Raw genomic sequence first — 25,456 nt, 5'->3', positions numbered from 1 at the left:
GCCGTCAGCCGCGGTACAGGGCCTCGATCTCGTCCGCGAAGTCCTTCGCCACCACATTCCGCTTCAGCTTCAGCGAAGGCGTGATGTGACCCGACTCCTCCGTGAACTGGGAGGGCAGAATGCGGAATTTCCGCACCGATTCCGCCTTGGAAACCGCCGCGTTGCCGTCGTCCACGGCCTTCTGGACGGCGGCGACGAGGTCCGCGTCCTCGCGCAGCTCCGCCGCCGTGACCCCGGCCGGCTTGCCGTGCTCCGCGGCCCAGCGGCCGAGGAACTCCTCGTCGATCGTGACCAGCGCGGCCACGAACGGCCTCGCGTCGCCGACGACCATGCACTCCGCGACCAGGGCGTGCGCCCGGATCCGGTCCTCGATCACCGCGGGCGCGACGTTCTTGCCGCCCGCCGTGACGATGAGCTCCTTCTTGCGCCCGGTGATCGCGAGGTAGCCGTCCTCGTCGAGGGTGCCGACGTCGCCGGTGTGGAACCAGCCGTCGGTCAGCGCCTCGGCGGTCGCCGCCTCGTTCTTCCAGTACCCGTTGAACACGTGCTCGCCGTGCAGCAGCACCTCGCCGTCGTCGGCGATGCGCACCACGGAGCCCGGCAGCGGCTGGCCGACCGTACCGATCTTCGTACGGTCCCACGGGTTGAAGGCCGTGGCCGCGCACGACTCCGTCAGGCCGTAGCCCTCCAGCACCGTGAAGCCGATGCCGCGGAAGAAGTGGCCGAGCCGCTCGCCCAGCGGCGCCCCGCCGGAGATCGCGTACTCGCCGCGCCCGCCGAGGACCGTGTGGAGCTTGCTGTAGACCAGCTTGGAGAACAGCTTGTGCTTCAGCTTCAGGCCGAAGGACGGGCCGCCCGGGGTGTCCAGCGCACGGCTGTACGCGATCGCCGTCTCGGCGGCCGCGTCGAAGATCTTGCCCTTGCCGTCGGCCTGGGCCTTGGCGCGCGCCGAGTTGTAGACCTTCTCGAAGACGCGCGGCACGCCGAGGATCAGCGTGGGCCGGAAGGACTGCAGCTCGTCGGTGAGGTTCTTGATGTCCGGTACGCAGCCCAGGCGGATCGGCGCCAGGACGGCCGCCACCTCCACCAGGCGCCCGAAGACGTGCGCGGCCGGCAGGAAGAGCAGCACGGAGCACTCGCCGGTGCGGAACAGCGGGCTCAGGCGCTCCACCACGTTGCCGCACTCGGCGAAGAAGTTGCGGTGGGTCAGCACGCAGCCCTTGGGGCGGCCGGTGGTGCCCGAGGTGTAGACGATGGTGGCCGGGTCGTCGGCGTTCGCCAGCGAGCTGCGCCGGTCGACCTCGTCGTCCGTCACGTCCGCGCCGGCGGCCTGCAGCGTCGCCAGTGCGCCCTGCTCGATCTCCCAGACCTCGCGCAGCTCCGGCAGCCGGTCGCGCAGCGAGGCGACGGCCGCGCTGTGCCCCGGGCTCTCCACGACCACGGCGACCGCGCCGGAGTCGCCGAGGATCCACTGGATCTGCTCGGGCGAGCTGGTCTCGTACACGGGGACGGTGACGCCGCCCGCGCTCCAGATCGCGAAGTCGAAGAGCACCCACTCGTAGCGGGTGCGGGAGATCAGAGCGACGCGGTCGCCGGGCTGGATGCCGGCCGCGATCAGGCCCTTGGCCGCTGCACGCACCTCGGCGAGGAACTCGGTCGCGGACACGTCCTGCCACTGGCCGTCGACCTTGCGGGCCATGACGGCGGTGTCAGGATGCTGAGCGGCATTGCGGCGGATGAGATCCGTCAGGTTCCCGTCCGACGGGACCTCGTACAGGGCCGGAAGGCTGAACTCGCGCAAGACTGCTGCTCCTCTGGGCGCCATCGCCACCATGTGGACCGACCGGACGTTACCCACCGGTAGTGGGTTCCGGATAGAGGGAACCGGCCAGATGTTCCGTGCGTCACATGCACACGGCCGTGCCAAGCCGACAGTAGTCGACCCCGTTTGCAACGCGGAAGTAACCGCAGGTAGGCAGCCTGTGAAGGTTCCTCTACCCGCTGCCCCCAGGCCCCCCTAGGGTGGGGCGCATGGTTGGCAGGAAAAGTAGTACGCGAGTCCATGTCGTCAGCGACGTCCACGGCAACGCCGAGGCGCTCGCCCGCGCCGGTGACGGCGCCGACGCCCTGATCTGCCTCGGCGACCTCGTGCTCTTCCTCGACTACGCCGACCACTCGCGCGGCATCTTCCCCGACCTGTTCGGCGTCGAGAACGCCGACCGGATCGTGGAGCTGCGCACCGCGCGCCGCTTCGACGAGGCCCGCGACTTCGGGCGGCGGCTGTGGGCCGGGCTCGACCGGGAACGGCTGATCGAGGGCGCGGTGCGCCGCCAGTACGCCGAGATGTTCGCCGCGTTCCCGCAGCCCACGTACGCCACCTACGGCAATGTCGACATCCCGGGTCTGTGGGCCGAGTACGCCGGCCCCGGCACGACCGTCCTCGACGGGCAGCGGGTGGAGATCGGCGGCCGCGTCTTCGGCTTCGTCGGCGGCGGACTGCCCTCCCCGATGCGCACCCCGTACGAGGTGGACGAGGACGAGTACGCCGCCAAGGTGGAGGCGCTCGGCGAGGTGGACGTGCTCTGCTCGCACATCCCGCCGGAGGTTCCCGAACTCTGCTACGACACGGTCGCGCGCCGGTTCGAACGCGGCAGCGAGGCCCTGCTCGCCGCGATCCGGCGGACCCGCCCGCGGTACGCGCTGTTCGGTCACGTGCACCAGCCGCTGGCCCGGCGGATGCGGATCGGCGGAACTGAATGCGTGAACGTCGGGCATTTCGCCGCCACCGGAAGGCCGTGGGCCCTGGAGTGGTGAGCCGGGGGCCCCGGAGCGGAGAGCCCCGGGCCCTGGAGTGGCGACCTCCGCACGCACGGTAGCCTGCACGCGGCGGCCGCAGGCCGCACACTTCCTCGAACAATCCCTGGAGGGGCGACCGCCATGGCCGAACACACCAGCTCGAGCATCACGATCGAGGCGGCGCCGGCCGACGTGATGGCCGTGATCGCCGACTTCGCCCGCTACCCCGAGTGGACCGGAGAGGTGAAGGAGGCCGAGGTGCTGGCCACCGACGCCGAGGGCCGCGCCGAGAAGGTCCGGCTGCTGCTGGACGCGGGCGCGATCAAGGACGACCACACCCTCGCCTACACCTGGAAGGGTACGGACGAGGTCAGCTGGACCCTGGACAAGTCGCAGATGCTGCGCCAGCTCGACGGCTCCTACCGGCTCGCCCCGCTGGAAGGCGGCAAGCGCACCGAGGTCACCTACCAGCTGACCGTGGACGTCAAGATCCCGATGCTCGGCATGATCAAGCGCAAGGCCGAGAAGGTCATCATCGACCGCGCCCTGGCCGGCCTGAAGAAGCGCGTCGAAACGGTCTGAGCGGCCCGGCTCCCGCACTACAGGCACACGAACCGGAGCACCTGCATGCACACTCTGCTCGTCACCGGCCCCGGAGGGGCAGGGCGGACCACGGTGGCCGCCGCCACCGCCCTCGCCGCAGCCGGGAGCGGTGCGCGGGTGCTGCTGCTCTCCGGTGACCCCGGGAACCCCCTGGCCGCACTGCTCGGGGAGCCCACGGGCGAGCCCGTCGAAGCCGCGCCCGGGCTGGCGGCCGTACCCGTCGCCGGGGTCCTCGCGGCCCGCGTGGACTCCGGCGAGGAGTTCCGCCAGGAGCTCGTCGCCCTCCAGGAGCGCGGATCCGCCCTGCTCGGCATGGTCGGCGCCCGCCCGCTCGGGGCCGAGGAGCTCACCGAGCTGCCCGGCGCCGAGCAGTTCGCCCTGCTGCGCGCCCTGCGCCGGGCCGCCTCCGCACCCGGCACCGACCTCGTCGTCGTCGACATGCCCCCGCTCCACCAGGCCGTGGCCACCCTCGCCCTCCCCGCCCAGCTGCGCCGCTACCTGGCCCGGCTGCTCCCGGCCGAGCGGCAGGCGGCCCGCGCCCTGAGGCCCGTACTGGCCCAGCTGGCCGGCGTACCCATGCCCGCACAGTGGCTGTACGAGGCCGCCGCGCGCTGGGACGAGGAGCTGGCCGCCGTCCAGGCCGTCGTGGAGGCCGCCACCACCTCGCTGCGGGTCGTCGCCGAGCCGGGACCGGGCGCCGACGCCGCACTGCGGACCGGGCTGCTCGGCCTCGCCCTCGAGCAGCTGCCGGTCGCCGCGATCGTCGCCAACCGGATGGTGCCGCAGGACTCGCCCGACCCCTGGCTGGCCGGGCTCGCCGCCCAGCAGGAGAAGTACGCCGCCCAGTGGGCCGGGGACACCCCCGTGCTGCCGCTGGGCCACCTCGGGCGGGACCCCCGGGGGCCGGAGGACCTCGCACGGCTCACCGGGGCGGAGGCGCTCGTTCCGGGGGCCTCCGGGGAGCCCGGGGACGCAGCCCGGGACAGCGCCCGGGACCGCCGGGCCTGGGTGGTCGAGGACCGCCTCGCCGACGACGGGGTACTCGTCTGGGTGGTGCCGCTGCCCGGCGCCCACAAGCGCGACCTCGACCTGGTCCGGCGCGGCGACGAGCTGCTGCTCGCGGCCGGCCCGTACCGCAGGATCGTTCCGCTGCCCTCGGCGCTGCGCCGCTGCACGGTCTCCGGCGCCGCCCTCGCCGCCGGGGAGCTCCGCATCCGCTTCACGCCGGACCCGGGGCTCTGGCCCCGCAGGACCTGAACCGCGTACCCCCGTTCGGGTAACGTCGAAGGTAGTACGTACCGCACCAGCAGCTGCCGCAGGAGAGTCCGCCATGAGCGAGGCCACCGACCGTCCCGCCGACGACGCCTGGGCCAAGGCCTGCGCCGAGGACCTCGCCGCGGAGCAGGAGCGCCGCCGGGCCCGGCAGGGCGGCACCGACGACGGCACCGGAACCGCCGCCGACGAGCTCTTCAAGCTGTTCGAGGCCGTCGCCGACAAGGTCTCCGGGCTGAACAACCCGCTGCTCGGCGCCGCCGCCCAGGGAGCGGTACGCCAGTTCGTCAACCAGGCGAAGGCCGCCGCCAAGCCCGTCGTCGAGCGCAACCCCGAGGTCTTCGACCACCTCGCGGCGGCCGGCTCCGAGCTGCTCGCCGCGTACCGCTCGGCCGTCGAGGGCCACGAGCGCCGCTGGACCCGCGACGAGTCCGCTGCGGGCACGGGCCCGGACGGCCCCTCCGGCGACCGCCCCTCGGGCGAGCGCCCCTCCGGAGACCGCTCCGACCCCCGTGACGAGGGCGGGAGCGGTCCGACGCAGCGGATCGATCTCGACTGAGACCCTGCTGCCCTCGGGTACCGTTGGCCGTGGCGGGGTTTGACCGGAAACCGAGGGACTAATGGGACTCACCATCGGCGTCGACATCGGCGGCACGAAGATCGCGGCCGGCGTGGTCGACGAAGAGGGCACCATCCTTGAGACGTACAAGGTGCCCACCCCGCCGACCGCGGACGGAGTGACGGACGCGATCTGCGCCGCAGTGTCCGAAGTCAGCAGCAACCACACCATCGAGGCCGTCGGCATCGGCGCCGCCGGCTACGTGGACGACAAGCGCGCGACCGTGCTCTTCGCGCCGAACATCAACTGGCGGCACGAGCCGCTCAAGGACAAGGTCGAGCAGCGCATCGGCCTGCCGGTCGTCGTCGAGAACGACGCGAACTGCGCCGCCTGGGGCGAGTACCGCTTCGGCGCCGGCCAGGGCCACGACGACGTCATCTGCATCACGCTCGGCACGGGCCTGGGCGGCGGCATCATCATCGGCAACAAGCTGCGCCGCGGACGCTTCGGCGTGGCGGCCGAGTTCGGGCACATCCGGGTGGTCCCGGACGGCCTGCTGTGCGGGTGCGGGAGCCAGGGCTGCTGGGAGCAGTACGCCTCCGGGCGCGCGCTCGTCCGGTACGCGAAGCAGCGCGCCAAGGCCACCCCCGAGAACGCGACGGTCCTGCTCTCGCTCGGCGACGGCACCGCCGACGGCATCGAGGGCAAGCACATCAGCGAGGCCGCGCGGGCCGGTGACCTGGTGGCCATCGACGCATTCCGCGAGCTGGCCCGCTGGGCGGGTGCCGGGCTGGCCGACCTGGCGTCGCTCTTCGACCCGTCGGCGTTCATCGTCGGCGGCGGGGTCTCGGACGAGGGCGACCTCGTCCTCGACCCGATCCGCAAGTCCTTCAAGCGCTGGCTGGTCGGCGGCGCATGGCGCCCGCACGCGCAGGTCCTGGCCGCGCAGCTGGGCGGCAGGGCCGGCCTCGTCGGCGCTGCGGACCTGGCCCGCCAGGGCTGACGCCTGCGCCTCCTGTTGTCCGGACTGCCCGCCGCGCCCCCTGTGGGACGGCGGGCAGTCTGGCTATGTTGCCGTGCATGCTGCCGAACTCTGTGACGGAACCCGACGGTTCCGCGGTGATCCGAGCCCTCAGCTACAACATCCGCTCGATGCGGGACGACGAGGAGGCGCTGGCCAGGGTGATCCGCGCGTGCGCCCCCGACCTCGTCTTCATCCAGGAGGCGCCGCGGTTCTTCCGCTGGCGCAAGCACGCGGCGCGGCTGGCCGCGAAGACGGACCTGGTGGTGCTGAGCGGCGGCGCCACCGCCGCGGGCCCGCTCCTGCTCTGCTCCCTGCGGGCCTTCGTGGAGCGGACGGAGGACGTACTCCTCCCGCTCACCCCGGGCCTGCACCGGCGGGGTTTCGCCACCGCGGTGGTCCGCTTCGGGGCCGCGCGGGTGGCGGTGCTGAGCGCGCACCTGTCGCTGGACGGGGCGGAACGCCGGGCGCAGGCCGACCTCCTCGTGGACCGCCTCACGTCCACGGACGCCCCGTACGCCATCGCGGCGGGAGACATCAACGAGACGCCGTCGGGCCCGGCGTTCCGCCGTCTCTCCACCGCCCTCCAGGACTGCTGGACGGTGTCCCCCTGGGGCGACGAGCACACCTTCGTCGGCTCCGGCCCGCCGCGGCGGATCGACGCGATCTTCGCGACGCAAGGCGTGGAGGTCCTGACCTGCGGCGTCCCGACCCATCTACCCGGCATCACGGCAACAGACCTCCGGGCGGCCACGGACCACCTCCCGGTCCTGGCCACCCTCCGCCTCCCGGCCGGGAAATCCGGCGTTTGAGGCGCAGGGTCCGGGCCGCGTCCTACACCACCGCGCCGCGGCCCGGATCGTCGTCCTCGTCGTCGCCCTGCGACATCCGCGCCACCAGCGTGGCGAAGCCGCCGAGGAAGCCGCCGATGCCCAGCGTCGTGAGCCACCACGTCATGTCCCACTGCAGCAGCACCGCCACCAGCAGCAGCACCGGGCCGCCCACCACCGCCAGCCACGCGAACTTCGCCGTCGTGTCCGCAGTCGGGAGCTCCGGCTCCGGGGGGACGAAGTGGCCCTCGTCCTTCTCGTCCGGCTCCGCCGGCGTGTGGTCCCGCGGCCCGATCCCCGGACCGGTGCCGGGACCCGGCACGCCCACACCCGGGGCGAAGACCACGGAGCTGCCCAGCGCCGGAGCCGGGGGCTCCTTGTCCGCCGGAGGCTCCGGAGCCGGCTCCACGTCCTCCTCCGGCAGCATCAGGTTCTCGATCGGCCGGAACGGTCTCGACCCCGGCGGGTCCGGGGGCTCCAGCCCGTACCCGGCGACGATCGCCGCCCAGGCCGCCTCCTCGTCCAGTGGGGGGACACCCCCCGGGGACTCCTCGTGCTCAGCCACCGCTGGCCGCCCCCTCCCTGCCGACGCTCTCCGCGAGCCGCCCGACGAACGCAAAACTGTCCGCGAAGATCTGCTCCGCGTCGTAGTCCAACGTCGCGACGTGGTAGCTCTGTTCCAGCAGGGTCTCGGTGACGTCCGTCGACGAGATCCGCGCGAGGATCCGCGCCGAGTCGACCGGCGGTACGACATGGTCCTGCGGGCTGTGCAGCAGCAGCACCGGCTGCGTCACCTGCGGCAGCTCGGTGTCCAGCATCTGCAGGAACTTGCGCAGCGAGTGCGCGGCCCGGGTCGGGACCCGGTCGTACCCGACCTCGTCCGAGCCCGGCTTCGCGATGTCGCTCGCGATGCCCGGGGTCGAGCGGATGAAGTGCTTGGCCACCGGGAGGGCGACGGCCAGCGGGTCGTGCACCTTGTTGGCCGGGTTGACGAGCACGAGCCCGCTGATCGCGTCCCCGTGCTTCGCCGCCAGCCGCAGGCTCAGCGCACCGCCCATGGACAGGCCGAAGACGAACACCTGCGTGCACCGGTCCAGCAGCTCCCGCAGCGCGCGGTCGACCTCCGCGTACCAGTCCTGCCAGCCCGTGAGCTGCATGTCCTGCCACCGCGTCCCGTGCCCGGGCAGCAGCGGCAGCGACACCGTCAGGCCCTGCCCGGCGAGATACTCGGCCCACGGGCGCAGCGACTGCGGGGAACCGGTGAAGCCGTGGCAGAGGAGGACGCCGACCTCTCCGCCCTCGTGGCGGAACGGCTCAGCTCCAGGGAGGACGGGCACCAGGGTCTCCTTCGACGGGTGGGGGGTGCGTAGCGCTGTGTGACTTCACCGTACGCGACGGGGGTGACACCGACCAGGGTCGTCGACCGCTCACGCCCGAGCCAGGGGATATGGTCTGTTCGACAGACACAGGAAGGCTTTCGAGTTGATCTACGGCGCAATGAAGTTCTCCATCGGGGGTTCCCTGAAGCTCGCCTTCAGGCCGTGGGTGGAGGGCCTCGAGAACATTCCCGCCGAGGGGCCGGCGATCCTCGCGAGCAACCACCTGTCGTTCTCCGACTCCTTCTTCCTGCCGGCCGTGCTGGACCGGAAGGTCACCTTCATCGCGAAGGCGGAGTACTTCACCTCCCCGGGCGTCAAGGGCAAGCTGACGGCCGCCTTCTTCAAGGGCGTCGGCCAGCTCCCGGTGGACCGCTCCGGCGCGCGGGGGGCCGGCGAGGCCGCGGTCAAGAGCGGCATCGACGTCATCGAGCGCGGGGAGCTGTTCGGTATCTACCCCGAGGGCACGCGTTCACCCGACGGCCGCCTCTACCGCGGCAAGCCCGGCGGGCTGGCCCGGGTGGCCCTGGCCACCGGCGCCCCGGTGATCCCCGTCGCGATGATCGACACGGAGAAGATCCAGCCGCCCGGCAAGGTCGTCCCGAAGCTGATGCGCCCCGGCATCCGGATCGGCAAGCCGCTGGACTTCAGCCGCTACCAGGGCATGGACGGAGACCGCTTCATCCTGCGCTCGGTGACCGACGAGGTCATGTACGAGATCATGAAGCTGTCCGGCCAGGAATACGTCGACATCTACGCGACGGCCGCCAAGCGCCAGATCGCCGACGCGGAGAAGGCCGAGAAGGCCGCCAAGGCCGCCGCCGAGAAGAACGCCGCCAAGAGCGCGGAGTAGCGGAGCAGGGCGGGCAGCGCGGGCAGAACGGGCGGTACCGCCCGCACGGGGTGGGGGAGATGGCGAAACGCGAACGCGTCGTGCGCATGTCGGTCGAGCAGCCGTTGTGGCGGGCCCTGACCGCCTACCGGCTGATCACCATGGTCTACGCGGCCCTGCTGTTCGCCTCGGCGTACAAGGACTTCGACCGCCCCTGGGTCGCGGCCGGCTACCTCGCCGTGCTCGCCGTCTGGACCGTGGCCACCCACCGCAAGGTGGCGAACGCCGTCAGCTGCACCAAGCGCTTCCTCGGGGCCGACCTCACCGTCGCCCTCGTCGGGATTCTGCTCACCCCGGTCGCGGACACGTACGAGCGGATCGCCGCGGGCGGCCCCACCCTCCCCAGCATCTGGACGGCGGGCTCCGTCCTCGCCTTCGCGATCAAGGGCGGCTGGCGCTGGGCGGGATTCGCCTCGACCTTCGTGGCCGTCGCCAACGTCCTGGTCCACGGCGGCGATCCCACCCGCGACACCCTGCACAACGTGCTGCTGGTCTGGGTCGCTTCCATCGCCATCGGGTACGTCGTCGAGGTCGCCCGGGCCAGTGAGGCCACCCTCGCCCGCGCCCTGGAGATCGAGGCCGCCACCCGCGAGCGCGAACGCCTGGCCCGCGACATCCACGACGGGGTCCTCCAGGTCCTCGCCATGGTCCAGCGGCGCGGCACCGAGCTGGGCGGCGAGGCCGCCGAGCTCGGCCGGATGGCCGGGGAGCAGGAGGTGGCGCTGCGCACCCTGGTCACCAGCGGGCTGGTGCCCACCTCCCGGATCTGCCGCGACGGGTCGCTCGGCGCGCTGGTGGACGCGTACGAGGTGGAGGAGCCCGGCGCCGACGAGGGCGAGCTGGATCTGCGGACCCTCCTCGCCCCGCACGCAGGATCCCGGGTCAGCTTCGCCGAGCCGGGCACGCCGGTGCTGCTGCCGGTGCCCGCGGCGAAGGAGCTGGCCGCCGCGGTCGGCGCCGCCCTCGACAACGTGCGCAAGCACGCCGGGGACGGGGCCCGGGCCTGGATCCTGGTGGAGGACTGGGGCGACGAGGTGATCGTGACCGTCCGCGACGACGGCCCGGGCATCCCGGCGGGCCGGCTCGACCAGGCCGAGGGCGAGGGGCGGATGGGCGTGGCCCTGTCCATCCGCGGCCGGCTGCGGGACCTCGGCGGCAGCGCCGAGCTGGTGTCCGTCCCCGGGCAGGGCACCGAAGTGGAACTGAAAGTACCGAGGGGGAGCACCCAGTGAGCCAGACCGCCGAGCCGCAGCCGCAGCCGCACGAGATCAAGGTGATGGTCGTCGACGACCACCCGATGTGGCGGGACGCCGTCGCCCGCGACCTGACCGCCGCCGGCTTCGACGTGGTCGCCACGGCCGGCGACGGCCCCGAAGCGGTCCGCCGGGCCGTGCCCGCCGCCCCCCACGTCCTGGTCCTCGACCTCAACCTGCCCGGCATGCCCGGGGTGCAGGTCTGCAAGGAGCTCGTCGGCGCCAACCCCGCGCTGCGCGTCCTCGTGCTGTCCGCCAGCGGTGAGCACGCCGACGTCCTGGAGGCCGTGAAGTCCGGCGCGACCGGCTACCTCCTCAAGTCCGCGGGCGCCCAGGAGCTGATCGACGCGGTCCGCCGCACCGCGGCCGGCGACCCGGTGTTCACCCCGGGCCTGGCGGGGCTGGTCCTCGGCGAGTACCGGCGCCTGGCCACGGACCCGGCGCCCGCCGCCCCCGACGAGCCGAAGGTCCCCCAACTGACCGACCGCGAGACCGAGGTGTTGCGGCTGGTGGCCAAGGGGCTCTCGTACAAGCAGATCGCGGAGCGCCTCGTCATCTCCCACCGCACGGTGCAGAACCACGTGCAGAACACCCTGGGCAAGCTCCAGTTGCACAACCGGGTGGAGCTCGTCCGCTACGCGATAGAGCGCGGCCTCGACGACGCGTAACGGGGACGCGCACGGTGTCGTACGTCGTACTTACGTCCTCGTACGAGTGAACGGGGGGACGCAACGCCCCGTAATTCCACCGGAATTGACCCTCCCCGGTCCCTTGCTGTGACCTGAGTCACCACTAGCGTGGCCGTCATGCGGGCTCGGTGGGCCCTGTGGCGAAGGGAGATTCCATGAAGGTCGGAGTGCTGACGGGCGGCGGCGACTGCCCCGGGCTCAACGCGGTCATCCGTGCCGTCGTCCGCAAGGGCGTCCAGGAGTACGGGTGCGAGTTCATCGGCTTCAAGGACGGCTGGCGCGGCGCGGTCGAGGGGGACACCGTCCCGCTCGGCATCTCCGCCGTCCGCGGCATCCTGCCGCGCGGCGGCACCGTCCTCGGCTCCTCGCGGACCAACCCGTTCAAGCAGGAGAACGGGGTCCGGCGGATCAAGGAGAACCTCGCGAAGTACGAGGTCGAGGCGCTCGTCGCGATCGGCGGCGAGGACACCCTGGGCGTGGCCGCCAAGCTGTACGGGGAGTACGGCATCCCGTGCGTCGGCGTCCCGAAGACCATCGACAACGACCTGTCGGCCACGGACTACACGTTCGGCTTCGACACGGCGGTGGGCATCGCCACGGAAGCCATCGACCGGCTGCACACCACGGCCGAGTCGCACATGCGGGTGCTCGTCGTCGAGGTGATGGGCCGGCACGCCGGCTGGATCGCCCTGCACTCGGGGCTGGCGGGCGGCGCCAACGTCATCCTCATCCCGGAGCAGCGCTTCGACGTGGACCAGGTGTGCGCGTGGGTGACCTCCCGGTTCAAGGCGAGCTACGCGCCGATCGTGGTGGTCGCCGAGGGGGCCATGCCCCAGGACGGGGAGATGGTGCTGAAGGACGCCACCACCGACTCGTTCGGGCACGTCCGGCTGTCGGGCGTGGGGGAGTGGCTGGCCAAGGAGATCGAGGCGCGGACGGGCAAGGAGGCCCGGACCACGGTGCTCGGGCACATCCAGCGCGGGGGCACGCCGAGCGCGTTCGACCGGTGGCTGGCGACGCGGTTCGGGCTCCACGCGATCGACGCCGTGCACGACGGTGACTTCGGGAAGATGGTCGCGCTGAAGGGGACGGACATCGTGCGGGTGCCGATCGCGGACGCGACGGCGAAGCTGAAGACCGTGGACCCGGCGCTGTACGAGGAGGTCGGGGTGTTCTTCGGCTGAGCCGGAGCGGGCGAGCGGGCCTTGGGTCGTATAGGGCCGTACAGTGACGAAACGACCCAAGGTCCAATTGCGGCTCAGTGCAGGAGTGAACGTGGAAATCCTGGCATTCGGGGTGCAGGGCGACGAGCAGCCGCTGATCGAGAAGGCGTTCGCGGCCGCGGGGCACCACGAAGTGCGCTGCCTGAACGTGTTCCTGACCGAGGACACCGCCCCCATCGCGGCCGGGTACGAGATCGTCTCGTCGAGCGTCAACGCGGACCTGAACGGACGCGTGCTGCGGACCCTGGCCGGGGGCGGGACGAAGATGATCGCCCAGCGGTCCACGGGGTTCAACAACATCGACCTGGACGTCGCCCGGCAGCTCGGCATGACCGTGAGCCGGGTCTCGTACTACTCCCCCCACTCCGTCGCCGAGTTCGCCTGGACCCTGGCGATGGCCGTGAACCGGCGGATCGTCCGTGCCTCGAACCGGACGCGGGATTTCGACTTCCGGCTGGCCGGGCTGATGGGCCGAGACATGCGGGGCCGCACCGTGGGCGTGCTCGGCACCGGCAAGATCGGCGAGGCGTTCACCCGGATCGCGCACGGCTTCGGCATGAACCTGCTGGGCTGGGACGTCGTGCAGAACCCGGCGTGCGTGGAGCTGGGCATGAAGTACGTGGACAAGGAGGAGCTGCTCACGTCCGCGGACCTGGTCAGCCTGCACGTGCCCCTGCTGGAGTCGACGCACCACATCATCGACGCGGCCGCGCTGCGGATGATGAAGGACGACGCGATCCTGGTGAACTCCAGCCGCGGCGGGCTGATCGACTCGCAGGCGCTGGTGTCGGAGCTGCGGTCCGGGCGCTTCGAGGGGGTCGGGCTGGACGTGTACGAGGCGGAGGCCGGGCTGTTCTTCCTGGACAAGTCCCTGGAGCCCGTCGAGGACGACACCCTGGCGCGCCTGATCACGTTCCCGAACGTGGTGGTCACCTCGCACCAGGCGTACTACACGCACGACGCGGTGGGCCAGATCGTCGAGACGACCGTCCGGAACGTGGCGGACTACCTGGCGGGGCGGAGGTCGGAGAACACGCTGTCCCCCGAGTGACGCGAGTTCGTCCGGAGTTCAGGCGGGGGCCATGTGCACGGGGCGGGTGCATGGCCTAAATTCGGCCACGTGGACATACCTTCCTGGGGCCGCGGGATCTTGATGGCCTTTGCCGCGGTACAGCTCGTGTACGCCGTCAGGGCCCTGCGGCCCGCGCTTCGTTCCCGGCCGGGGGAGAAGGTGGACGCGTGGCTGGCGTTCGCGGATCCGGCGGTGGGCGCGCCGGTGTCGCTGGCGCTGGCCTTCGGGAACCTCACGGTCTTGCTGGCCGGCGCGGCCCTGCTGGGCCCCATCCTGACCTGCCGGCTGGTCCGGACGCTCCTGTCCTGCCGCACGAAGCCGACCCCGGCCTGACGGCTCCCGCCGCGCGGAGCTCCTGCCCCTCCCCGCCCTTCTCCCCGTTCACCGGGCTCCGCCCGGACCCGCGCCTCAAGCGCCGGCGGGGCTGAAACCAGCCCCGCCGGCGCTTTCGCGCGGACCCCTGGGGGGCAAAAGGCCCGCGCAGCACTAGACCGTGGCCGTCGTCACCGCGACCAGGAGCTCGCGGAGCAGGTCGGCGCCCCGGAGGGTGAGGATCGATTCCGGGTGGAACTGGACCCCCGCGAAGGCGGGTGCGCGGAGGGCTTGGACCTCTCCCGTCACCGCGTCGCGGGAGACCTCCACACCCTGCTCCGACAGGCGGGCCGCCGCGGCGTCGGGGCAGTGCGCCGTGTACGTGTTGTAGAAACCCACCACCTCCTCCCTCCCGAAGAAGTCGATCCGCGTCTGCGCCCCCTGCGCCGGCTCCGCCTTGCGGATCAGCGGCAGCCCCAGCTCCGCCGCCAGCAGTTCGTGCCCCAGGCAGACCCCGAGCAGGCCGTGCCGGTGCCCGGCCAGGAGCTCGCCGGCCAGCCCGCGCAGCATCCGCATCTTCGGGTCGGCCGCATCCGCCGGGTTCCCCGGCCCCGGGCCCAGGACGACCGGGCCGGTCCAGGACAGGGCCGTCTCCCGCAGCCCGGGATCGTCGTAGCGGCGTACCGTCACCTCCAGCCCCGCCACCCGCAGGACATGGGCCAGCATCGCCGTGAACGTGTCCTCCCCGTCCACCACCAGCGCGTGGCCGAGCCGAGCCGGGGGCTGATCCTGCATCCGGAGCCAGAACGGCGCCAGGTCCCGGCGGCGAGCCGCGAGGGCCGCCTGGACCCGGGGGTCGCCGGCGAGGCCGGCCGAACCGGACGCCGGCCGCGGGGCCGCCGGGCGGACCCCGAGCGCCGCCAGCACCCCGGCCGCCTTCGCGTGGGTCTCCGCCACCTCGCCCGCCGGGTCCGAGTGCCGCACCAGCGTCGCCCCCACCGGCACCCGCAGCGTGCCGTCCGGCGCGATGTCCGCGGTCCGGATCAGGATCGGGGAGTCCAGCGTCTGGGACCCCGAGGCGTCCACGCCGAGCAGGGCCAGCGCGCCCGCGTAGTAGCCGCGCCCGTCGGCCTCGTACCGCTCGATCACCCGGCAGGCGTTCTGCACGGGCGACCCGGTCACCGTCGCCGCGAACATCGTCTCGCGCAGCACCTCCCGTACGTCCAGCGAGGACCGGCCGCGCAGCTCGTACTCGGTGTGCGCGAGGTGCGCCATCTCCTTCAGCCGCGGCCCGACGACGACCCCGCCCATGTCGCCGACGGTGCACATCATCTTCAGCTCTTCGTCGACCACCATCGACAGCTCCTCGGTCTCCTTGCGGTCGCCGAGGAAGGCGAGGAGGGACGCGGACGTCGGGCCCCCGGCCGGGTAGCGGTACGTCCCGCTGATGGGGTTCATCACGACCGTGCCGCCGGACATCCGCACGTGGACCTCGGGGCTGGCCCCGACCAGCGTGCGGTCGCCGGTGTGCACGACGTACGTCCAGTACGCACCCCGCTCGCCCAGCAGCAGCCGCCGGAACAGCGCGAGCGCGTCGGCCCGCCCGAAGCCGTCGATCCGGCCCTCGTACGTGCGCCGGATGACGAAGTTCGCGCCCTCGCCGCGGCCGATCTCGTCCCGGATCACGCGCTCGACGGTCGCCGCGTACTCCTCGTCGGGCACGTCGAAGCCGCCGCCCCCGACCCGCACCGGGTGGTCCGGCAGCGCGGCCAGCGCCTCCGCGAGGGGGATCTCGTACGCCTCCTCGGCGGCCAGCACGCTCAGCGGCGTACCGTCGTCGCGTACGTCGAACCCGCGCTCGCGGATCTGCCGGAACGGGACGAGGGCGAGGGTGGGCAGCTCCCGTACGGGCAGCTCGGCGAGGAGCCCGGCCTCGTGGACCGGGCCGATCAACACCTCGACGGTGTCGTGGTCGCGGCCGGGGGTCCGGCGGCGCAGCAGGGCGAACGGCGGGCAGGAGTCGTCGAGCAGGCCGAGCAGGCGGCTGGGTTCCAGGCGGCTGGTTTCCATGGGCGGGCGTCCTTCTCCATCGGCGGGGTGAAGAGGAGCGGCCGGGCCCGGAAAGCACCGAAGGCCGCCCCTCGGGCGGCCTTCGCGTCGTGCGTGTCAGTGGGTACGCGCGAGAAGTGGGCCGCCGGGAGCGGGCCACCACCAGTTCTGGTTCGAGAGCGCGTACATGCCGCCGACGATAGCCCACCCGCACCCGCAGAGACACCCGTCTCACGGAGTGGGCGTCGGGCTGGACGAGACGCAAGACACCGTAATGTGTACGAGGTGACCGTGAACGCTGAAACCCAAGCCCCCGCCGCCAAGGCGACCTGGCGAGACCTTCCCGCGGCGCAGCAGCCTTCGTACCCCGATGCCGAGGCACTGCGCGCTGTCGTCGCGGACCTCGAGTCGTATCCCCCGCTCGTTTTCGCGGGCGAGTGCGACCAGCTGCGCGCCCGTCTGGGAGCCGTCGCCAAGGGCGAGGCGTTCCTGCTGCAGGGCGGCGACTGTGCCGAGGCCTTCGACGCCGTGTCCGCCGAGCACATCCGAGCCAAGCTGAAGACGCTGCTCCAGATGAGCGCCGTCCTGACGTACGCGGCCTCCGTGCCCGTCGTCAAGGTCGGCCGCATCGCGGGCCAGTACTCCAAGCCGCGCTCCAAGGACACCGAGACCCGCGACGGCATCACCCTGCCGACCTACCGCGGCGACTCCGTCAACGGCTTCGCCTTCACCGAAGAGGCCCGGATCCCGGACCCCGAGCGGCTGAAGCGCATGTACCACGCGTCCGCGTCGACGCTGAACCTGGTGCGCGCCTTCACCACCGGTGGTTACGCCGACCTGCGCCAGGTGCACGCCTGGAACCAGGACTTCGTGAAGTCCTCCCCGTCCGGGCAGCGCTACGAGCAGCTCGCGCGGGAGATCGACAACGCGCTGAACTTCATGAAGGCGTGCGGCACCGACCCGGCCGAGTTCAAGGCCGTCGAGTTCTACGCCTCCCACGAGGCGCTGCTGCTCGACTACGAGGGCGCGCTGACCCGCACCGACTCGCGGACCGGCAAGCTGTACGACACCTCGGGCCACATGGTCTGGATCGGTGAGCGCACGCGGCAGCTGGACCACGCGCACATCGAGTTCTGCTCGCAGATCGCCAACCCGATCGGCATCAAGCTCGGCCCGACCACCACGGTGGACGAGGCGCTGACGTACATCGACCGCCTGGACCCCGAGCGCGAGCCGGGCCGGCTGACCTTCGTCGTCCGCATGGGCGCCGACAAGGTCCGCGACAAGCTCCCCGAGCTGGTCGAGAAGGTCACGGCCTCGGGCGCGACCGTCGCCTGGGTCACCGACCCGATGCACGGCAACACCTTCGAGGCGGCCTCCGGCCACAAGACGCGCCGTTTCGACGACGTGCTCGACGAGGTCAAGGGCTTCTTCGAGGTCCACAAGGGCCTCGGCACCCACCCGGGCGGCATCCACGTCGAGCTCACCGGTGACGACGTCACCGAGTGCGTGGGCGGCGGCGACGAGATCTTCGTCGACGACCTGCACCAGCGCTACGAGACGGCCTGCGACCCGCGGCTCAACCGCAGCCAGTCCCTGGACCTGGCCTTCCTGGTCGCCGAGATGTACCGCGATCAGTAAGTAGAAACGTACGACAGTGGGGCACGGATCGATGTGATCCGTGCCCCACTGTCGTTGCCAGGGCTTTTAGGTAAGCCTCACTTTGGGTACGGTTAGGTAAGCCTCACCGAATAGGGGATGGCTGCAGAAACCATTCCTTCCAGGGAGGTGAACCGCGTGTACGTCTGCTCTTGCTTCGGCATCACCGACAAGCAGGTCAAGGAACACGCGGCCGCCGGGGCCTGCACCCCCCGCCAGATCGCCTCGGTCACCAAGGCCGGCACCGACTGCGGATCCTGCGTGCGCACCATCCAGGGCATCCTGGGCCGCGGGGCCTGCCCGCGCCGGGAACTGCTGGAGAAGGGCAACGTCGCCGCCGTGCTCGCGGCCGACCCGGCGCTCGCGGAAGCCGCGTAGGACTCAGCTCTCCGGCTGTTCGATCAGCTGCGCGATGTAGAGCGGCTCCCCGATGCTCTCGATGAGCTCCAGCTGGGTGTCGAGGTAGTCGATGTGGTGCTCCTCGTCGCCCAGGATCTCCTCGAAGAGGCGCGCCGAGGTCACGTCGCCCTTGCCGCGCATCACCTCGATCCCGCGCTTGAGGCGGTCGATGGCCTCGACCTCGACCTGCCGGTCCGCCTGGAACATCTCCGTCAGTGTCTGGCCGACCCGTACGTGGAAGAGGCGCTGGTAGTTCGGCAACCCGTCCAGCATGAGGATGCGCTCGGTGATCTTGTCCGCGTGCTTCATCTCGTCGATGGACTCGGCACGGGTGTAGTTCGCGAGCTTGGTCCAACCCTTGTTGTCCTGGATCCGGTAGTGGAGCCAGTACTGGTTGATCGCCGTGAGCTCGCCGGTCAACTGCTCGTTCAGAAACTCGAGGACCTCGGGGTCGCCCTGCATCGCAGAGGCTCCTTCCAGGCAATGTCAGCTGTGTGACGGGTCTGGGGGTACCTCCCAGCCGTGACTGGGGGAGTGCGCGCATCCTTGCACCGCCGCAGGAGACCGTCCAGTAAGTGCCTCCTTAGTGTGAGTTGCCGTGACTTGCCCGTATAGGGGCATAGCTGGTCGTGACCACCCCGCCACGTCTGTCACCATGGAGGCATGGGTCAGCCGGAAAGCCGGGAATCTCCGGGAGCAGAGCAGCTGGAGCTTCCCCCGGGGCAGCGGTTGCAGCGCGGCTGGCCGGTCACCCATTACGGCCCGGTCCCCAAGTTCAAGCCGGACCGCTGGGAGTTCCGCGTCTTCGGAGCCACCGCCGACGGTGACAAACACTGCTGGAACCACGAGGAATTCACGGCCCTGCCGTTCGAGTCGGTCGTGGCGGACCTGCACTGCGTGACGAAGTTCAGCATGCAGGGCGCCGAATGGGGCGGTGTCCTCGCCCGCGACATCCTCGCCCTGGCGCCGCCGTCGCCGCAGGTCACGCATGTGATGGTGTGGGCAGAGTACGGCTTCAGCTCCAACCTGCGGCTGGCCGACTTCGCCTCCGACCGGACCGTCTTCGCCACCCACGAGGGCGGTGAACTGCTCACCGCCGAGCACGGTTTCCCGGTACGGCTCGTGGTCCCGCACCTGTACGCCTGGAAGGGCCCGAAGTGGGTCCGCGGCATCGAGTACATGACCGCCGACCGCCGCGGCTTCTGGGAGGAGCGCGGCTATCACAACATCGGCGACGCCTGGCGCGAGCAGCGCTACTCCTACCAGGAGGAGCCGGGGGACGGCCCCGAGCTGTAGCCGTTGGTCCGCCCGCCGTCAGTGGTGGTACCGGTGCACGACCGCGTGGCCCTTGCCGCGGCCGATCAGCCACTTGTTGACGGGGGTCGTGACGACGAAGGCGAGTGCGAGCGAGATCGCCAGCGCGACCCAGAACAGTGCGTCCGCGAGGTGTGCGTCCATCGCTCCCGGCCACAGCGCGATCACGCCGTTGTCGATCAGCTCCATGACGGCGATCGAAAGAGTGTCCGCGGCCAACGCCACCCGGACGGCCGTACGCAGGTCCACGCCGGCGGCGAGGATCCCGCGCAGGGTGAGTGCGTAACCGAAGAAGAACGCCAGGACGATCGCCAGGATCATCGTCGGGACGTTTCCCCAGCCCAGTGCCGTGCCGATGACCATGCCGAGCACTTCGCCGATGGCGCAGCCGGTGAGGCAGTGCAGCGTGGCCTTGGCCGCCATGGCCCAGCTCGCCTTGCCGCGGCCGGTGCCGCCGTGGTCGCTGCCGTGGTGCTGGTGCTGGTGCTGGTGCTGCGTGTTGTGCTCGTGGTGTGCGTCGTGCTCGTGGTGTGCGTGCGCGTGTTCCATCGGAACCCCCTGGGAACGCCGGACAACGGTCCTGCGGATAGCAGAACCGTATACCCCCCAGGGGTATTCCTCAACGACTCAGTGAACCTCGCGCAGCTCCTTCAGCAGCGCCACGTCCGCCGCGTGCCCTTCCTTGCCGCCCGGCGTCTCGATGATCAGCGGGACACCCTCCGTCGCGGGGTGCGTGAACAGCTCGGCGAAGGCGTCCCGGCCGATGTGTCCCTGCCCGATGTTGGCGTGGCGGTCCTTGTGGGCGCCCACGCCCTCCTTCGAGTCGTTCGCGTGGATCAGCTTCAGCCGCCCCTCGCCCACCGTGTCCACCAGCAGGTCCAGCGTCTGCTTGGCTCCGCCCGGCTCCGCCAGATCGTGCCCCGCGGCGAAGATGTGGCAGGTGTCCAGGCAGATCCCGAGCTTCGGATGGTGATCCAGCGCCTCGAAGTACGGCCCGAAGTCCCATGTCCGCGAGCACAGCGAGGAACCCTGCCCGGCCGTGGACTCCAGCAGCAGGAACGGGTCGTCGTCGTGCACCAGCTCGTCCAGCAGCGGCAGCATGTACTCCCTGACCTGCGCGTACGCCGCCTCGCGCGGGCGCCCGCCGGTCGCCGAGCCGGTGTGCACGACCACCCCGAGCGCACCGATCTCCCGGCCGCGGCGCAGCGAGTGCCGCAGTGACTCCACCGACTTCTCCACGGTCGCCGCGGTGTGCGAGCCGAAGTTGATCAGGTACGGCGCGTGCACGTACGCCGGGATCGAACCGGCCGCGCACCCGGCCCGGAACAGCTCGTCCTGCGCCGGGTTGCCGACCGGGGTGGCCCAGCCGCGGGGATTGGCCACGAAGACCTGGACGGCCTCCGCACCCATCTCCCGCGCGTACGCCAGCCCCACCGAGGCGAGCCCGCCGGCGACGGGGACGTGCCCGCCCACGGGGTTGCGCACGGCCCCGTCCATGACCCTCTGGTCCACTGCTGCTACAGCCCCTTGGTCCGCAGGACGATGATGCTGCCCTCGGGGGCGTTCTGGCCGCCCGGTACCGACTGGGCGTCCACCGTGTTGCTGAAGGACAGGAACGGACGCTCCACCTTCACCTTGAAACCGGCCGCCTCCAGCGTCCTGCGGGCCACGTCCGCCTCCTGGCCGGTCACGTTCGGCACCGGGATCTGCCGGGGGCCCTTGGACACGGTGAGCGTCACCGTGTCACCGGTCGCGGCCTGCGCTCCGGCGCCGACCGACTGGTTGGCGACCGTACCGGCCGGGAACGGCGAGTTGACCTGGTCGGCGGCCGTCTCGACCTTGAGGCCGGTGTCCTGGAGGGCGGCCCGCGCCTGGTCGAGGGGGCGCCCGGCCACGTTCGGCACCTGCACCGGGCGGCCCTTGCTGACCACGATCGCGACCGCCGTGTCGGGCGACCGCTTCTGCCCGCCCGTCGGGTCGGTGGAGATCACCGAGCCCTGGGCGACGTCCTGGCTGAACGCCTGCGTGACCAGGCCGGGAGCCAGCCCGCTCTTGGTCAGCTCGGCCTTCGCATCGTCCAGCGGCCTGCCCTTCACATCCGGCACGACGACGACTTCCGGGCCGCGCGAGATCGTGAGCACCACCGCGCCGTTGCCGCGGATGCGCTTGCCGCTCGAGGGGTCGGAGTTCATCACCGTCCCGCGGTCGAAGGCGTCGCTGAACTTCCGGTCGATGCGCTTCACGCCGAGGCCGGCCGCGGACAGCTCGGACTTGGCCTGCGCCTCGCTCTTCCCGAGCAGGTTGGGGACCTTCGTGAACTGGCCGGCGTTGATGTACCAGACCCCGCTGCCCAGACCGAGCGCGAGCAGCACCCCGGCGATCACGAGCAGAGTGCCGCGCCGCGGCCTGCGCCGGGCCGGCGGCGCGGCCGGTGCCGGTGCGGGATCCGCACGGTCCGGGAGCTCCAGCCGGGACGTGAGGTTCACGGGCGGCTGCGCCGCGACGGGCCGCGGGATCACGCTGGTGCGGTCCTCGGTGGCGCTGCGCGCCTCGGCCCGCGCCTGCGGCGGCACGGCGTCCAGCTCGGTGTCACCGAGCAGCCGGCGGGCGTCGAGGGCCAGCCCGAGCAGGGCGGCGGCGTCGGAGGGGCGCAGCTCCGGATCGCGGGCGGCGGCGTACGCGACGAGCTGGTCCAGGACGGCCGGCAGCCCCGGGACGGCGGCCGACGGTGGCGGCACGTCCTCGTGCAGGTGCTGGTAGAGCACCTGGGCGGGGGTGCCGCCGGAGTGCGGCTTGGAGCCGGTGAGCATCTCGTACAGGACGACACCGCAGGCGTAGACGTCCACGCGGGTGTCGCCGCTGCCGCTCTCGATCTGCTCGGGGGCGAGGTAGGAGACGGTGCCGAGGACGGAGCCGGTGGTGCTGGTCACCGAGTCGACGGACCGGACCAGCCCGAAGTCCGCCACCTTGACCCGGCCGTCGTCGCCGATCAGGACGTTCTCGGGCTTCATGTCGCGGTGCACGAACCCGGCCCGGTGGGCGGCGCCGAGCGCGGCGAGGACGGGCTCGAGGATGTCGAGGGCGGCCCGGGGCCGGAGGGCACCGCGCTCGCGCAGCACGTCGCGCAGCGTGCAGCCGGAGACGTACTCCATGGCGAGGTACGTGTACGGCCCGTCGGTGCCCTGGTCGAAGACGGCGACGACGTTGGGGTGCGCGAGGCGGGCCACGGACTTGGCCTCGCGGATGAAGCGGTCGACGAAGCCGCCGTCGGCGGCGAGCGCCGGGTGCATCACCTTCAGTGCGAGCGCGCGGTCGAGACGGGTGTCGACGGCCCGGTAGACCGTCGCCATGCCGCCGGCCGCGATGCGGGCGTCGACGCGGTAGCGGCCGTCGAGTGTCTGCCCGACGAGGGGGTCATCCAGGGTCGTATCCACCCGGCGATTCTACGAGCGCGGGTCGGGGTCCCGTCCCGGTGGTGCTTTGTTGCAGCGCAGCTGTGACGTGACTCCCTTTTCGACGCGCCCCTCGCGCGGCTCGGCCCCGGCGGGCCTCACCGGCCTCGGCGCGCTGCGCCGGACTCCGTCCGGCGGTGCCCGGTCGGTGCTCCCGCCACTGCCGTCCGGCAGGAAGCCGGTGGCCGGGTGCCGCTGGTCCGGCCCTGCGGGGCCTGCCCCCTGCCCGCCCTTCCACCGTTCCCTGGGCTCCGCCCCGGACCCCGCGCGGCGCGTGAGGACCGGGGCCGGGCGGAGCCCGGTGAACGGGGGAAGGGCGGGGCGGGGAGAGGGCCCCGCGCAGCGGAGCGTCAGAAGGCCGGGCGTTCCGGGTCCAGGGCGGCGCGGCCCTCGGCCGGGGACGAGGCCTCCGCGAAGCGGCGCTGCGGGATGCGCCCCGCGCGGTGTGCCAGACGGCCCGCCGAGACGGCATCGCGCATGGCCGCCGCCATCAGGACGGGGGCCTGCGCCCGCGTCACCGCCGAGGCCAGCATCACCGCCGCGCAGCCCAGCTCCATCGCCAGGGCCACGTCGGACGCCGTGCCCGCCCCCGCGTCCAGGATCACCGGAACCCCCGCTCGCTCCGCGATCAGCTCGAAGTTGTGCGGGTTGCGGATGCCCATCCCCGAGCCGATCGGAGACCCCAGCGGCATGATCGCCGCGCAGCCCACGTCCTCGAGCTTCCGCGCCAGCACCGGGTCGTCGTTCGTGTACGGAAGGACCGTGAAGCCCTCGTCCACCAGCGTCTCCGCCGCATCCAGCAGCTCCACCCCGTCCGGCAGCAGGGTCCGCTCGTCGGCCACGACCTCGAGCTTGATCCAGTCCGTGCCCAGCGCCTCCCGCGCGAGGCGCGCCGTCAGCACCGCCTCGCCCGCGGTGAAGCAGCCCGCCGTGTTCGGGAGCACGGAGATGCCCAACCGGGTCAGCACCGACAGCACCGAGCCCTGGACCGTCGGGTCCAGCCGGCGCATCGCCACCGTCGTGAGCTCCGTACCGGACGCGATCAGCGCCCGTTCCAGGACGTCCAGGCTCGGTGCCCCGCCCGTCCCCATGATCAGGCGGGACGAGAAGGTCCGGCCGCCCAGCACGAAAGCGTCGTCTGCCATCGCGCTCAGCCTCCCTGCACGGCGGTGAGGATCTCGACCCGGTCGCCCTCGCCGACCGGCGTGAGCGGCCACTGCCCGCGCGGGACCACGGTCTCGTTGAGCGCGGCCGCGACGCCGGACGGAGCCGCGGTCAGGATGGCGACCACCGCGTCGAGGGTGGTGCCGGCCGCGACCTCGCGCGGCTCGCCGTTGACGGAGATGGTCATGCGTACGACTCCTGACGTGCGGTGCTGAAGCGGCGCGGGGTGAACGGGCGGGCGATCTCCGGGAGCGCGCCGGTGGTCAGCAGCTCCGCCATCACGTCGCCGGTGAGCGGGGTCAGCAGCACCCCGTTGCGGTAGTGACCGGTGGCCAGGTGCAGGCCGGGCAGGTCGGTCGGGCCGAGCAGCGGGGCGTTGTCCGGGGAGCCGGGCCGCAGCCCCGCCAGGGTCTCGGTCAGCGGCAGTTCGGTGATGCCGGGTACCAACTCATGGGCGTCGCGCAGGAGTTCGTACACGCCGCCCGCGGTGACCGTGGTGTCCCAGCCGAGTTCCTCGCTGGTGGCGCCGATGACGAGCTCGCCGTTCTCGCGCGGCACCAGGTACACGTGGCTGCCGCGGACCACCGCCCGTACCGTCCGCGACAGGAACGGCGCGTACGCCGCCGGCACCGCGAGCCGCAGCACCTGGCCCTTGACCGGCCGTACGGGAGGCAGCACGTCCGCCGGTACGCCGGCCAGCCGGCCGCTGAGCGAGCCCGCGGCCAGCACCACCTGGTCGGCGTGCAGCTCCGTACCGTCGTCGAGGAGCGCGCCGACGGCCCGGTCGGCGGTGGTGAGCAGCTGCTCCGCGTTCGCCCGGCGGATCTCCACACCGGCGCCCTCGCAGGCGGCCAGCAGCGCGGCCGCCAGCCGGCGCGGGTCGACCTGGTGGTCGCCGTCCACGCGCAGGCCGCCGCGTACGCCCGGGGCCAGCATCGGCTCCAGGCGGCGGCACTCGCGGCCGGTGAGCCACTCGGACTCCAGGCCGCAGCGCCGCTGCAGGGCGTGCAGCTCGCGCAGGTGGAGCCGGTCGTCGGAGTCGAGGGCCACGGCGAGCGTGCCGCAGGCGCGGTAGCCGATGTCCATCCCGCCGCTGGCGTCGGCCAGCTCGGCGGCGAACTCCGGGTAGCGGCCGGCGGAGGCGAGATTGAGGCCCAGCAGGGTCTCCTCGCCGTAGTGCAGCTCGGTGACGGCGGCGAGCATGCCGGCCGCGACCTGCGCGGCGCCGCCGCCGGGCGCGGGATCGGCGAGCACGGTCCGCAGCCCGCGCCGGGCCGCCCGCCAGGCGGTGACCAGGCCGATGATCCCGCCCCCGATGACGAGGACGTCGGATCCCCTGGCGGATCCCTTTCGAGATGAGTGCATGGGCGTCCAGCCCCTCCCTTCGCCGGCATGACCCGGATCAGGTTCGTACGGTCGGAGGCCGTCCAGCCTCCCTCTCAGCCCGGTGCGCCCGGACTCCCGCGATAGGTACGACGGCCAGACTAACCCCGGCGTCGGGGCCGGGTAAGGCTGCCTCCC

At 72.1% G+C, this 25,456-nt stretch carries 26 protein-coding genes and 1 riboswitch; of the genes, 15 read left to right on the top strand and 11 right to left on the bottom strand.

Features of this window, described 5'->3' with window-relative positions; translation table 11 throughout:
* Positions 1-4: 4 nt before the first annotated feature.
* Positions 5-1,801, bottom strand: a complete 1,797-nt coding sequence (locus tag ACZ49B_RS03785; protein WP_468300108.1) for an AMP-dependent synthetase/ligase — start codon at positions 1,799-1,801, stop codon at positions 5-7.
* Between the two features lie 230 nt (positions 1,802-2,031).
* Here ACZ49B_RS03785 and ACZ49B_RS03780 point away from each other — a divergent pair, with 230 nt between their 5' ends.
* The 6 genes from ACZ49B_RS03780 to ACZ49B_RS03755 all read left to right on the top strand — a co-directional run bounded on the left by ACZ49B_RS03780 (position 2,032) and on the right by ACZ49B_RS03755 (position 7,063).
* A complete protein-coding gene (locus tag ACZ49B_RS03780) occupies positions 2,032-2,814 on the top strand; it encodes a metallophosphoesterase family protein (protein WP_468300106.1) in 783 nt (260 codons plus the stop codon).
* Positions 2,815-2,937: 123 nt separating this feature from the next.
* Positions 2,938-3,378 carry an SRPBCC family protein gene (locus tag ACZ49B_RS03775; RefSeq protein WP_468300104.1) on the top strand — a complete coding sequence of 147 codons (441 nt, stop codon included), beginning with the start codon at positions 2,938-2,940 and terminating at the stop codon, positions 3,376-3,378.
* Positions 3,379-3,423: 45 nt separating this feature from the next.
* Positions 3,424-4,656: an ArsA family ATPase gene (locus ACZ49B_RS03770; RefSeq protein WP_468300102.1), complete on the top strand. Its 1,233-nt coding sequence runs from the start codon at positions 3,424-3,426 to the stop codon at positions 4,654-4,656.
* Positions 4,657-4,729: 73 nt separating this feature from the next.
* Positions 4,730-5,230, top strand: coding sequence for a DUF5304 domain-containing protein (locus tag ACZ49B_RS03765; protein ID WP_468300100.1), 501 nt, complete (start codon positions 4,730-4,732; stop codon positions 5,228-5,230).
* Positions 5,231-5,291: 61 nt separating this feature from the next.
* On the top strand, positions 5,292-6,233 hold the full coding sequence (locus tag ACZ49B_RS03760; protein WP_468300098.1) for an ROK family glucokinase: 942 nt from the start codon (positions 5,292-5,294) through the stop codon (positions 6,231-6,233).
* A gap of 65 nt (positions 6,234-6,298) precedes the next feature.
* A complete protein-coding gene (locus tag ACZ49B_RS03755; protein WP_468300096.1) occupies positions 6,299-7,063 on the top strand; it encodes an endonuclease/exonuclease/phosphatase family protein in 765 nt (254 codons plus the stop codon).
* Positions 7,064-7,085: 22 nt separating this feature from the next.
* Here the strand turns inward: ACZ49B_RS03755 and ACZ49B_RS03750 are convergent, their stop codons facing one another.
* Positions 7,086-7,646: a hypothetical protein gene (locus ACZ49B_RS03750; RefSeq protein ID WP_468300095.1), complete on the bottom strand. Its 561-nt coding sequence runs from the start codon at positions 7,644-7,646 to the stop codon at positions 7,086-7,088.
* Entirely contained in the window at positions 7,639-8,418 is a 780-nt protein-coding gene (locus tag ACZ49B_RS03745; protein ID WP_468300093.1) for an alpha/beta hydrolase, read from the bottom strand. The genes ACZ49B_RS03750 and ACZ49B_RS03745 overlap by 8 nt, the downstream gene beginning before the upstream one ends.
* Before the next feature lie 145 nt (positions 8,419-8,563).
* On the opposite strand from ACZ49B_RS03745, the gene ACZ49B_RS03740 reads away from it, so the two are divergent.
* The 6 genes from ACZ49B_RS03740 to ACZ49B_RS03715 all read left to right on the top strand — a co-directional run bounded on the left by ACZ49B_RS03740 (position 8,564) and on the right by ACZ49B_RS03715 (position 13,919).
* Complete coding sequence (locus tag ACZ49B_RS03740; protein WP_468300091.1) at positions 8,564-9,310, top strand: lysophospholipid acyltransferase family protein; 747 nt, start codon at positions 8,564-8,566, stop codon at positions 9,308-9,310.
* A 59-nt stretch (positions 9,311-9,369) separates the two neighbouring features.
* Complete coding sequence (gene macS / locus ACZ49B_RS03735) at positions 9,370-10,581, top strand: MacS family sensor histidine kinase (protein WP_468300089.1); 1,212 nt, start codon at positions 9,370-9,372, stop codon at positions 10,579-10,581.
* A gap of 44 nt (positions 10,582-10,625) precedes the next feature.
* Positions 10,626-11,270 (top strand): response regulator, encoded by a 645-nt coding sequence (locus ACZ49B_RS03730; RefSeq protein WP_468300745.1) that lies wholly within the window; start codon positions 10,626-10,628, stop codon positions 11,268-11,270.
* A 176-nt stretch (positions 11,271-11,446) separates the two neighbouring features.
* Positions 11,447-12,475 (top strand): 6-phosphofructokinase, encoded by a 1,029-nt coding sequence (locus ACZ49B_RS03725; protein WP_468300087.1) that lies wholly within the window; start codon positions 11,447-11,449, stop codon positions 12,473-12,475.
* A gap of 91 nt (positions 12,476-12,566) precedes the next feature.
* Positions 12,567-13,565, top strand: coding sequence for a 2-hydroxyacid dehydrogenase (locus tag ACZ49B_RS03720; RefSeq protein ID WP_468300085.1), 999 nt, complete (start codon positions 12,567-12,569; stop codon positions 13,563-13,565).
* A gap of 69 nt (positions 13,566-13,634) precedes the next feature.
* Complete coding sequence (locus ACZ49B_RS03715; protein WP_468300083.1) at positions 13,635-13,919, top strand: hypothetical protein; 285 nt, start codon at positions 13,635-13,637, stop codon at positions 13,917-13,919.
* A 153-nt stretch (positions 13,920-14,072) separates the two neighbouring features.
* Here ACZ49B_RS03715 and ACZ49B_RS03710 read toward each other — a convergent pair whose 3' ends face one another.
* Positions 14,073-15,968, bottom strand: a complete 1,896-nt coding sequence (locus tag ACZ49B_RS03710; protein WP_468300081.1) for an anthranilate synthase family protein — start codon at positions 15,966-15,968, stop codon at positions 14,073-14,075.
* A 255-nt stretch (positions 15,969-16,223) separates the two neighbouring features.
* Between ACZ49B_RS03710 and ACZ49B_RS03705 the strand changes: the two genes are divergently transcribed.
* Positions 16,224-17,588, top strand: coding sequence for a class II 3-deoxy-7-phosphoheptulonate synthase (locus ACZ49B_RS03705; protein WP_468300079.1), 1,365 nt, complete (start codon positions 16,224-16,226; stop codon positions 17,586-17,588).
* Between the two features lie 117 nt (positions 17,589-17,705).
* The gene (locus ACZ49B_RS03700; RefSeq protein WP_468300077.1) at positions 17,706-17,984 is read left to right on the top strand and encodes a (2Fe-2S)-binding protein; all 279 of its coding nucleotides are present in this window, start codon (positions 17,706-17,708) and stop codon (positions 17,982-17,984) included.
* A gap of 3 nt (positions 17,985-17,987) precedes the next feature.
* On the opposite strand, the gene bfr is transcribed toward ACZ49B_RS03700, so the two are convergent.
* The gene (gene bfr / locus ACZ49B_RS03695) at positions 17,988-18,467 is read right to left on the bottom strand and encodes a bacterioferritin (RefSeq protein WP_030291847.1); all 480 of its coding nucleotides are present in this window, start codon (positions 18,465-18,467) and stop codon (positions 17,988-17,990) included.
* A gap of 201 nt (positions 18,468-18,668) precedes the next feature.
* Between bfr and ACZ49B_RS03690 the strand changes: the two genes are divergently transcribed.
* Positions 18,669-19,301: a sulfite oxidase-like oxidoreductase gene (locus tag ACZ49B_RS03690; RefSeq protein ID WP_053785179.1), complete on the top strand. Its 633-nt coding sequence runs from the start codon at positions 18,669-18,671 to the stop codon at positions 19,299-19,301.
* A gap of 18 nt (positions 19,302-19,319) precedes the next feature.
* On the opposite strand, the gene ACZ49B_RS03685 is transcribed toward ACZ49B_RS03690, so the two are convergent.
* The 6 genes from ACZ49B_RS03685 to thiO form a co-directional block, all read right to left on the bottom strand.
* Positions 19,320-19,868: a DUF4396 domain-containing protein gene (locus ACZ49B_RS03685; protein WP_468300074.1), complete on the bottom strand. Its 549-nt coding sequence runs from the start codon at positions 19,866-19,868 to the stop codon at positions 19,320-19,322.
* A 78-nt stretch (positions 19,869-19,946) separates the two neighbouring features.
* Positions 19,947-20,816, bottom strand: coding sequence for a deoxyribonuclease IV (locus ACZ49B_RS03680; protein ID WP_468300743.1), 870 nt, complete (start codon positions 20,814-20,816; stop codon positions 19,947-19,949).
* Positions 20,817-20,836: 20 nt separating this feature from the next.
* Positions 20,837-22,753 (bottom strand): Stk1 family PASTA domain-containing Ser/Thr kinase, encoded by a 1,917-nt coding sequence (gene pknB, locus ACZ49B_RS03675; RefSeq protein WP_468300072.1) that lies wholly within the window; start codon positions 22,751-22,753, stop codon positions 20,837-20,839.
* A gap of 368 nt (positions 22,754-23,121) precedes the next feature.
* On the bottom strand, positions 23,122-23,916 hold the full coding sequence (locus tag ACZ49B_RS03670) for a thiazole synthase (protein WP_468300071.1): 795 nt from the start codon (positions 23,914-23,916) through the stop codon (positions 23,122-23,124).
* 5 nt (positions 23,917-23,921) lie between these two features.
* On the bottom strand, positions 23,922-24,122 hold the full coding sequence (gene thiS / locus ACZ49B_RS03665) for a sulfur carrier protein ThiS (RefSeq protein WP_053785183.1): 201 nt from the start codon (positions 24,120-24,122) through the stop codon (positions 23,922-23,924).
* On the bottom strand, positions 24,119-25,300 hold the full coding sequence (thiO, locus tag ACZ49B_RS03660; RefSeq protein ID WP_468300069.1) for a glycine oxidase ThiO: 1,182 nt from the start codon (positions 25,298-25,300) through the stop codon (positions 24,119-24,121). The genes thiS and thiO overlap by 4 nt, the downstream gene beginning before the upstream one ends.
* Positions 25,298-25,410: riboswitch (TPP riboswitch) on the bottom strand. It overlaps the preceding gene by 3 nt.
* Positions 25,411-25,456 lie beyond the last annotated feature (46 nt).

The organism is Streptomyces sp. NPDC031132 (assembly GCF_055570595.1).
The sequence above is the reverse complement of the archived record's forward strand: the minus strand, read 5'-3'. Positions and strand labels throughout refer to the sequence as shown.

Bases quoted from the DNA above. Each gene is read 5' to 3' on its own strand.
- ACZ49B_RS03780 (WP_468300106.1), top strand. From the start codon at position 2,032: ATGGTTGGCAGGAAAAGTAGTACGCGAGTCCATGTCGTCAGCGACGTC.
- ACZ49B_RS03775 (WP_468300104.1), top strand. From the start codon at position 2,938: ATGGCCGAACACACCAGCTCGAGCATCACGATCGAGGCGGCGCCGGCC.
- ACZ49B_RS03770 (WP_468300102.1), top strand. From the start codon at position 3,424: ATGCACACTCTGCTCGTCACCGGCCCCGGAGGGGCAGGGCGGACCACG.
- ACZ49B_RS03765 (WP_468300100.1), top strand. From the start codon at position 4,730: ATGAGCGAGGCCACCGACCGTCCCGCCGACGACGCCTGGGCCAAGGCC.
- ACZ49B_RS03760 (WP_468300098.1), top strand. From the start codon at position 5,292: ATGGGACTCACCATCGGCGTCGACATCGGCGGCACGAAGATCGCGGCC.
- ACZ49B_RS03755 (WP_468300096.1), top strand. From the start codon at position 6,299: ATGTTGCCGTGCATGCTGCCGAACTCTGTGACGGAACCCGACGGTTCC.
- macS (WP_468300089.1), top strand. From the start codon at position 9,370: ATGGCGAAACGCGAACGCGTCGTGCGCATGTCGGTCGAGCAGCCGTTG.
- ACZ49B_RS03730 (WP_468300745.1), top strand. From the start codon at position 10,626: ATGGTCGTCGACGACCACCCGATGTGGCGGGACGCCGTCGCCCGCGAC.
- ACZ49B_RS03725 (WP_468300087.1), top strand. From the start codon at position 11,447: ATGAAGGTCGGAGTGCTGACGGGCGGCGGCGACTGCCCCGGGCTCAAC.
- ACZ49B_RS03710 (WP_468300081.1), bottom strand. From the start codon at position 15,968: ATGGAAACCAGCCGCCTGGAACCCAGCCGCCTGCTCGGCCTGCTCGAC.
- ACZ49B_RS03700 (WP_468300077.1), top strand. From the start codon at position 17,706: ATGGCTGCAGAAACCATTCCTTCCAGGGAGGTGAACCGCGTGTACGTC.
- bfr (WP_030291847.1), bottom strand. From the start codon at position 18,467: ATGCAGGGCGACCCCGAGGTCCTCGAGTTTCTGAACGAGCAGTTGACC.
- ACZ49B_RS03690 (WP_053785179.1), top strand. From the start codon at position 18,669: ATGGGTCAGCCGGAAAGCCGGGAATCTCCGGGAGCAGAGCAGCTGGAG.
- ACZ49B_RS03685 (WP_468300074.1), bottom strand. From the start codon at position 19,868: ATGGAACACGCGCACGCACACCACGAGCACGACGCACACCACGAGCAC.
- ACZ49B_RS03680 (WP_468300743.1), bottom strand. From the start codon at position 20,816: ATGGACGGGGCCGTGCGCAACCCCGTGGGCGGGCACGTCCCCGTCGCC.
- ACZ49B_RS03670 (WP_468300071.1), bottom strand. From the start codon at position 23,916: ATGGCAGACGACGCTTTCGTGCTGGGCGGCCGGACCTTCTCGTCCCGC.
- thiS (WP_053785183.1), bottom strand. From the start codon at position 24,122: ATGACCATCTCCGTCAACGGCGAGCCGCGCGAGGTCGCGGCCGGCACC.
- thiO (WP_468300069.1), bottom strand. From the start codon at position 25,300: ATGCACTCATCTCGAAAGGGATCCGCCAGGGGATCCGACGTCCTCGTC.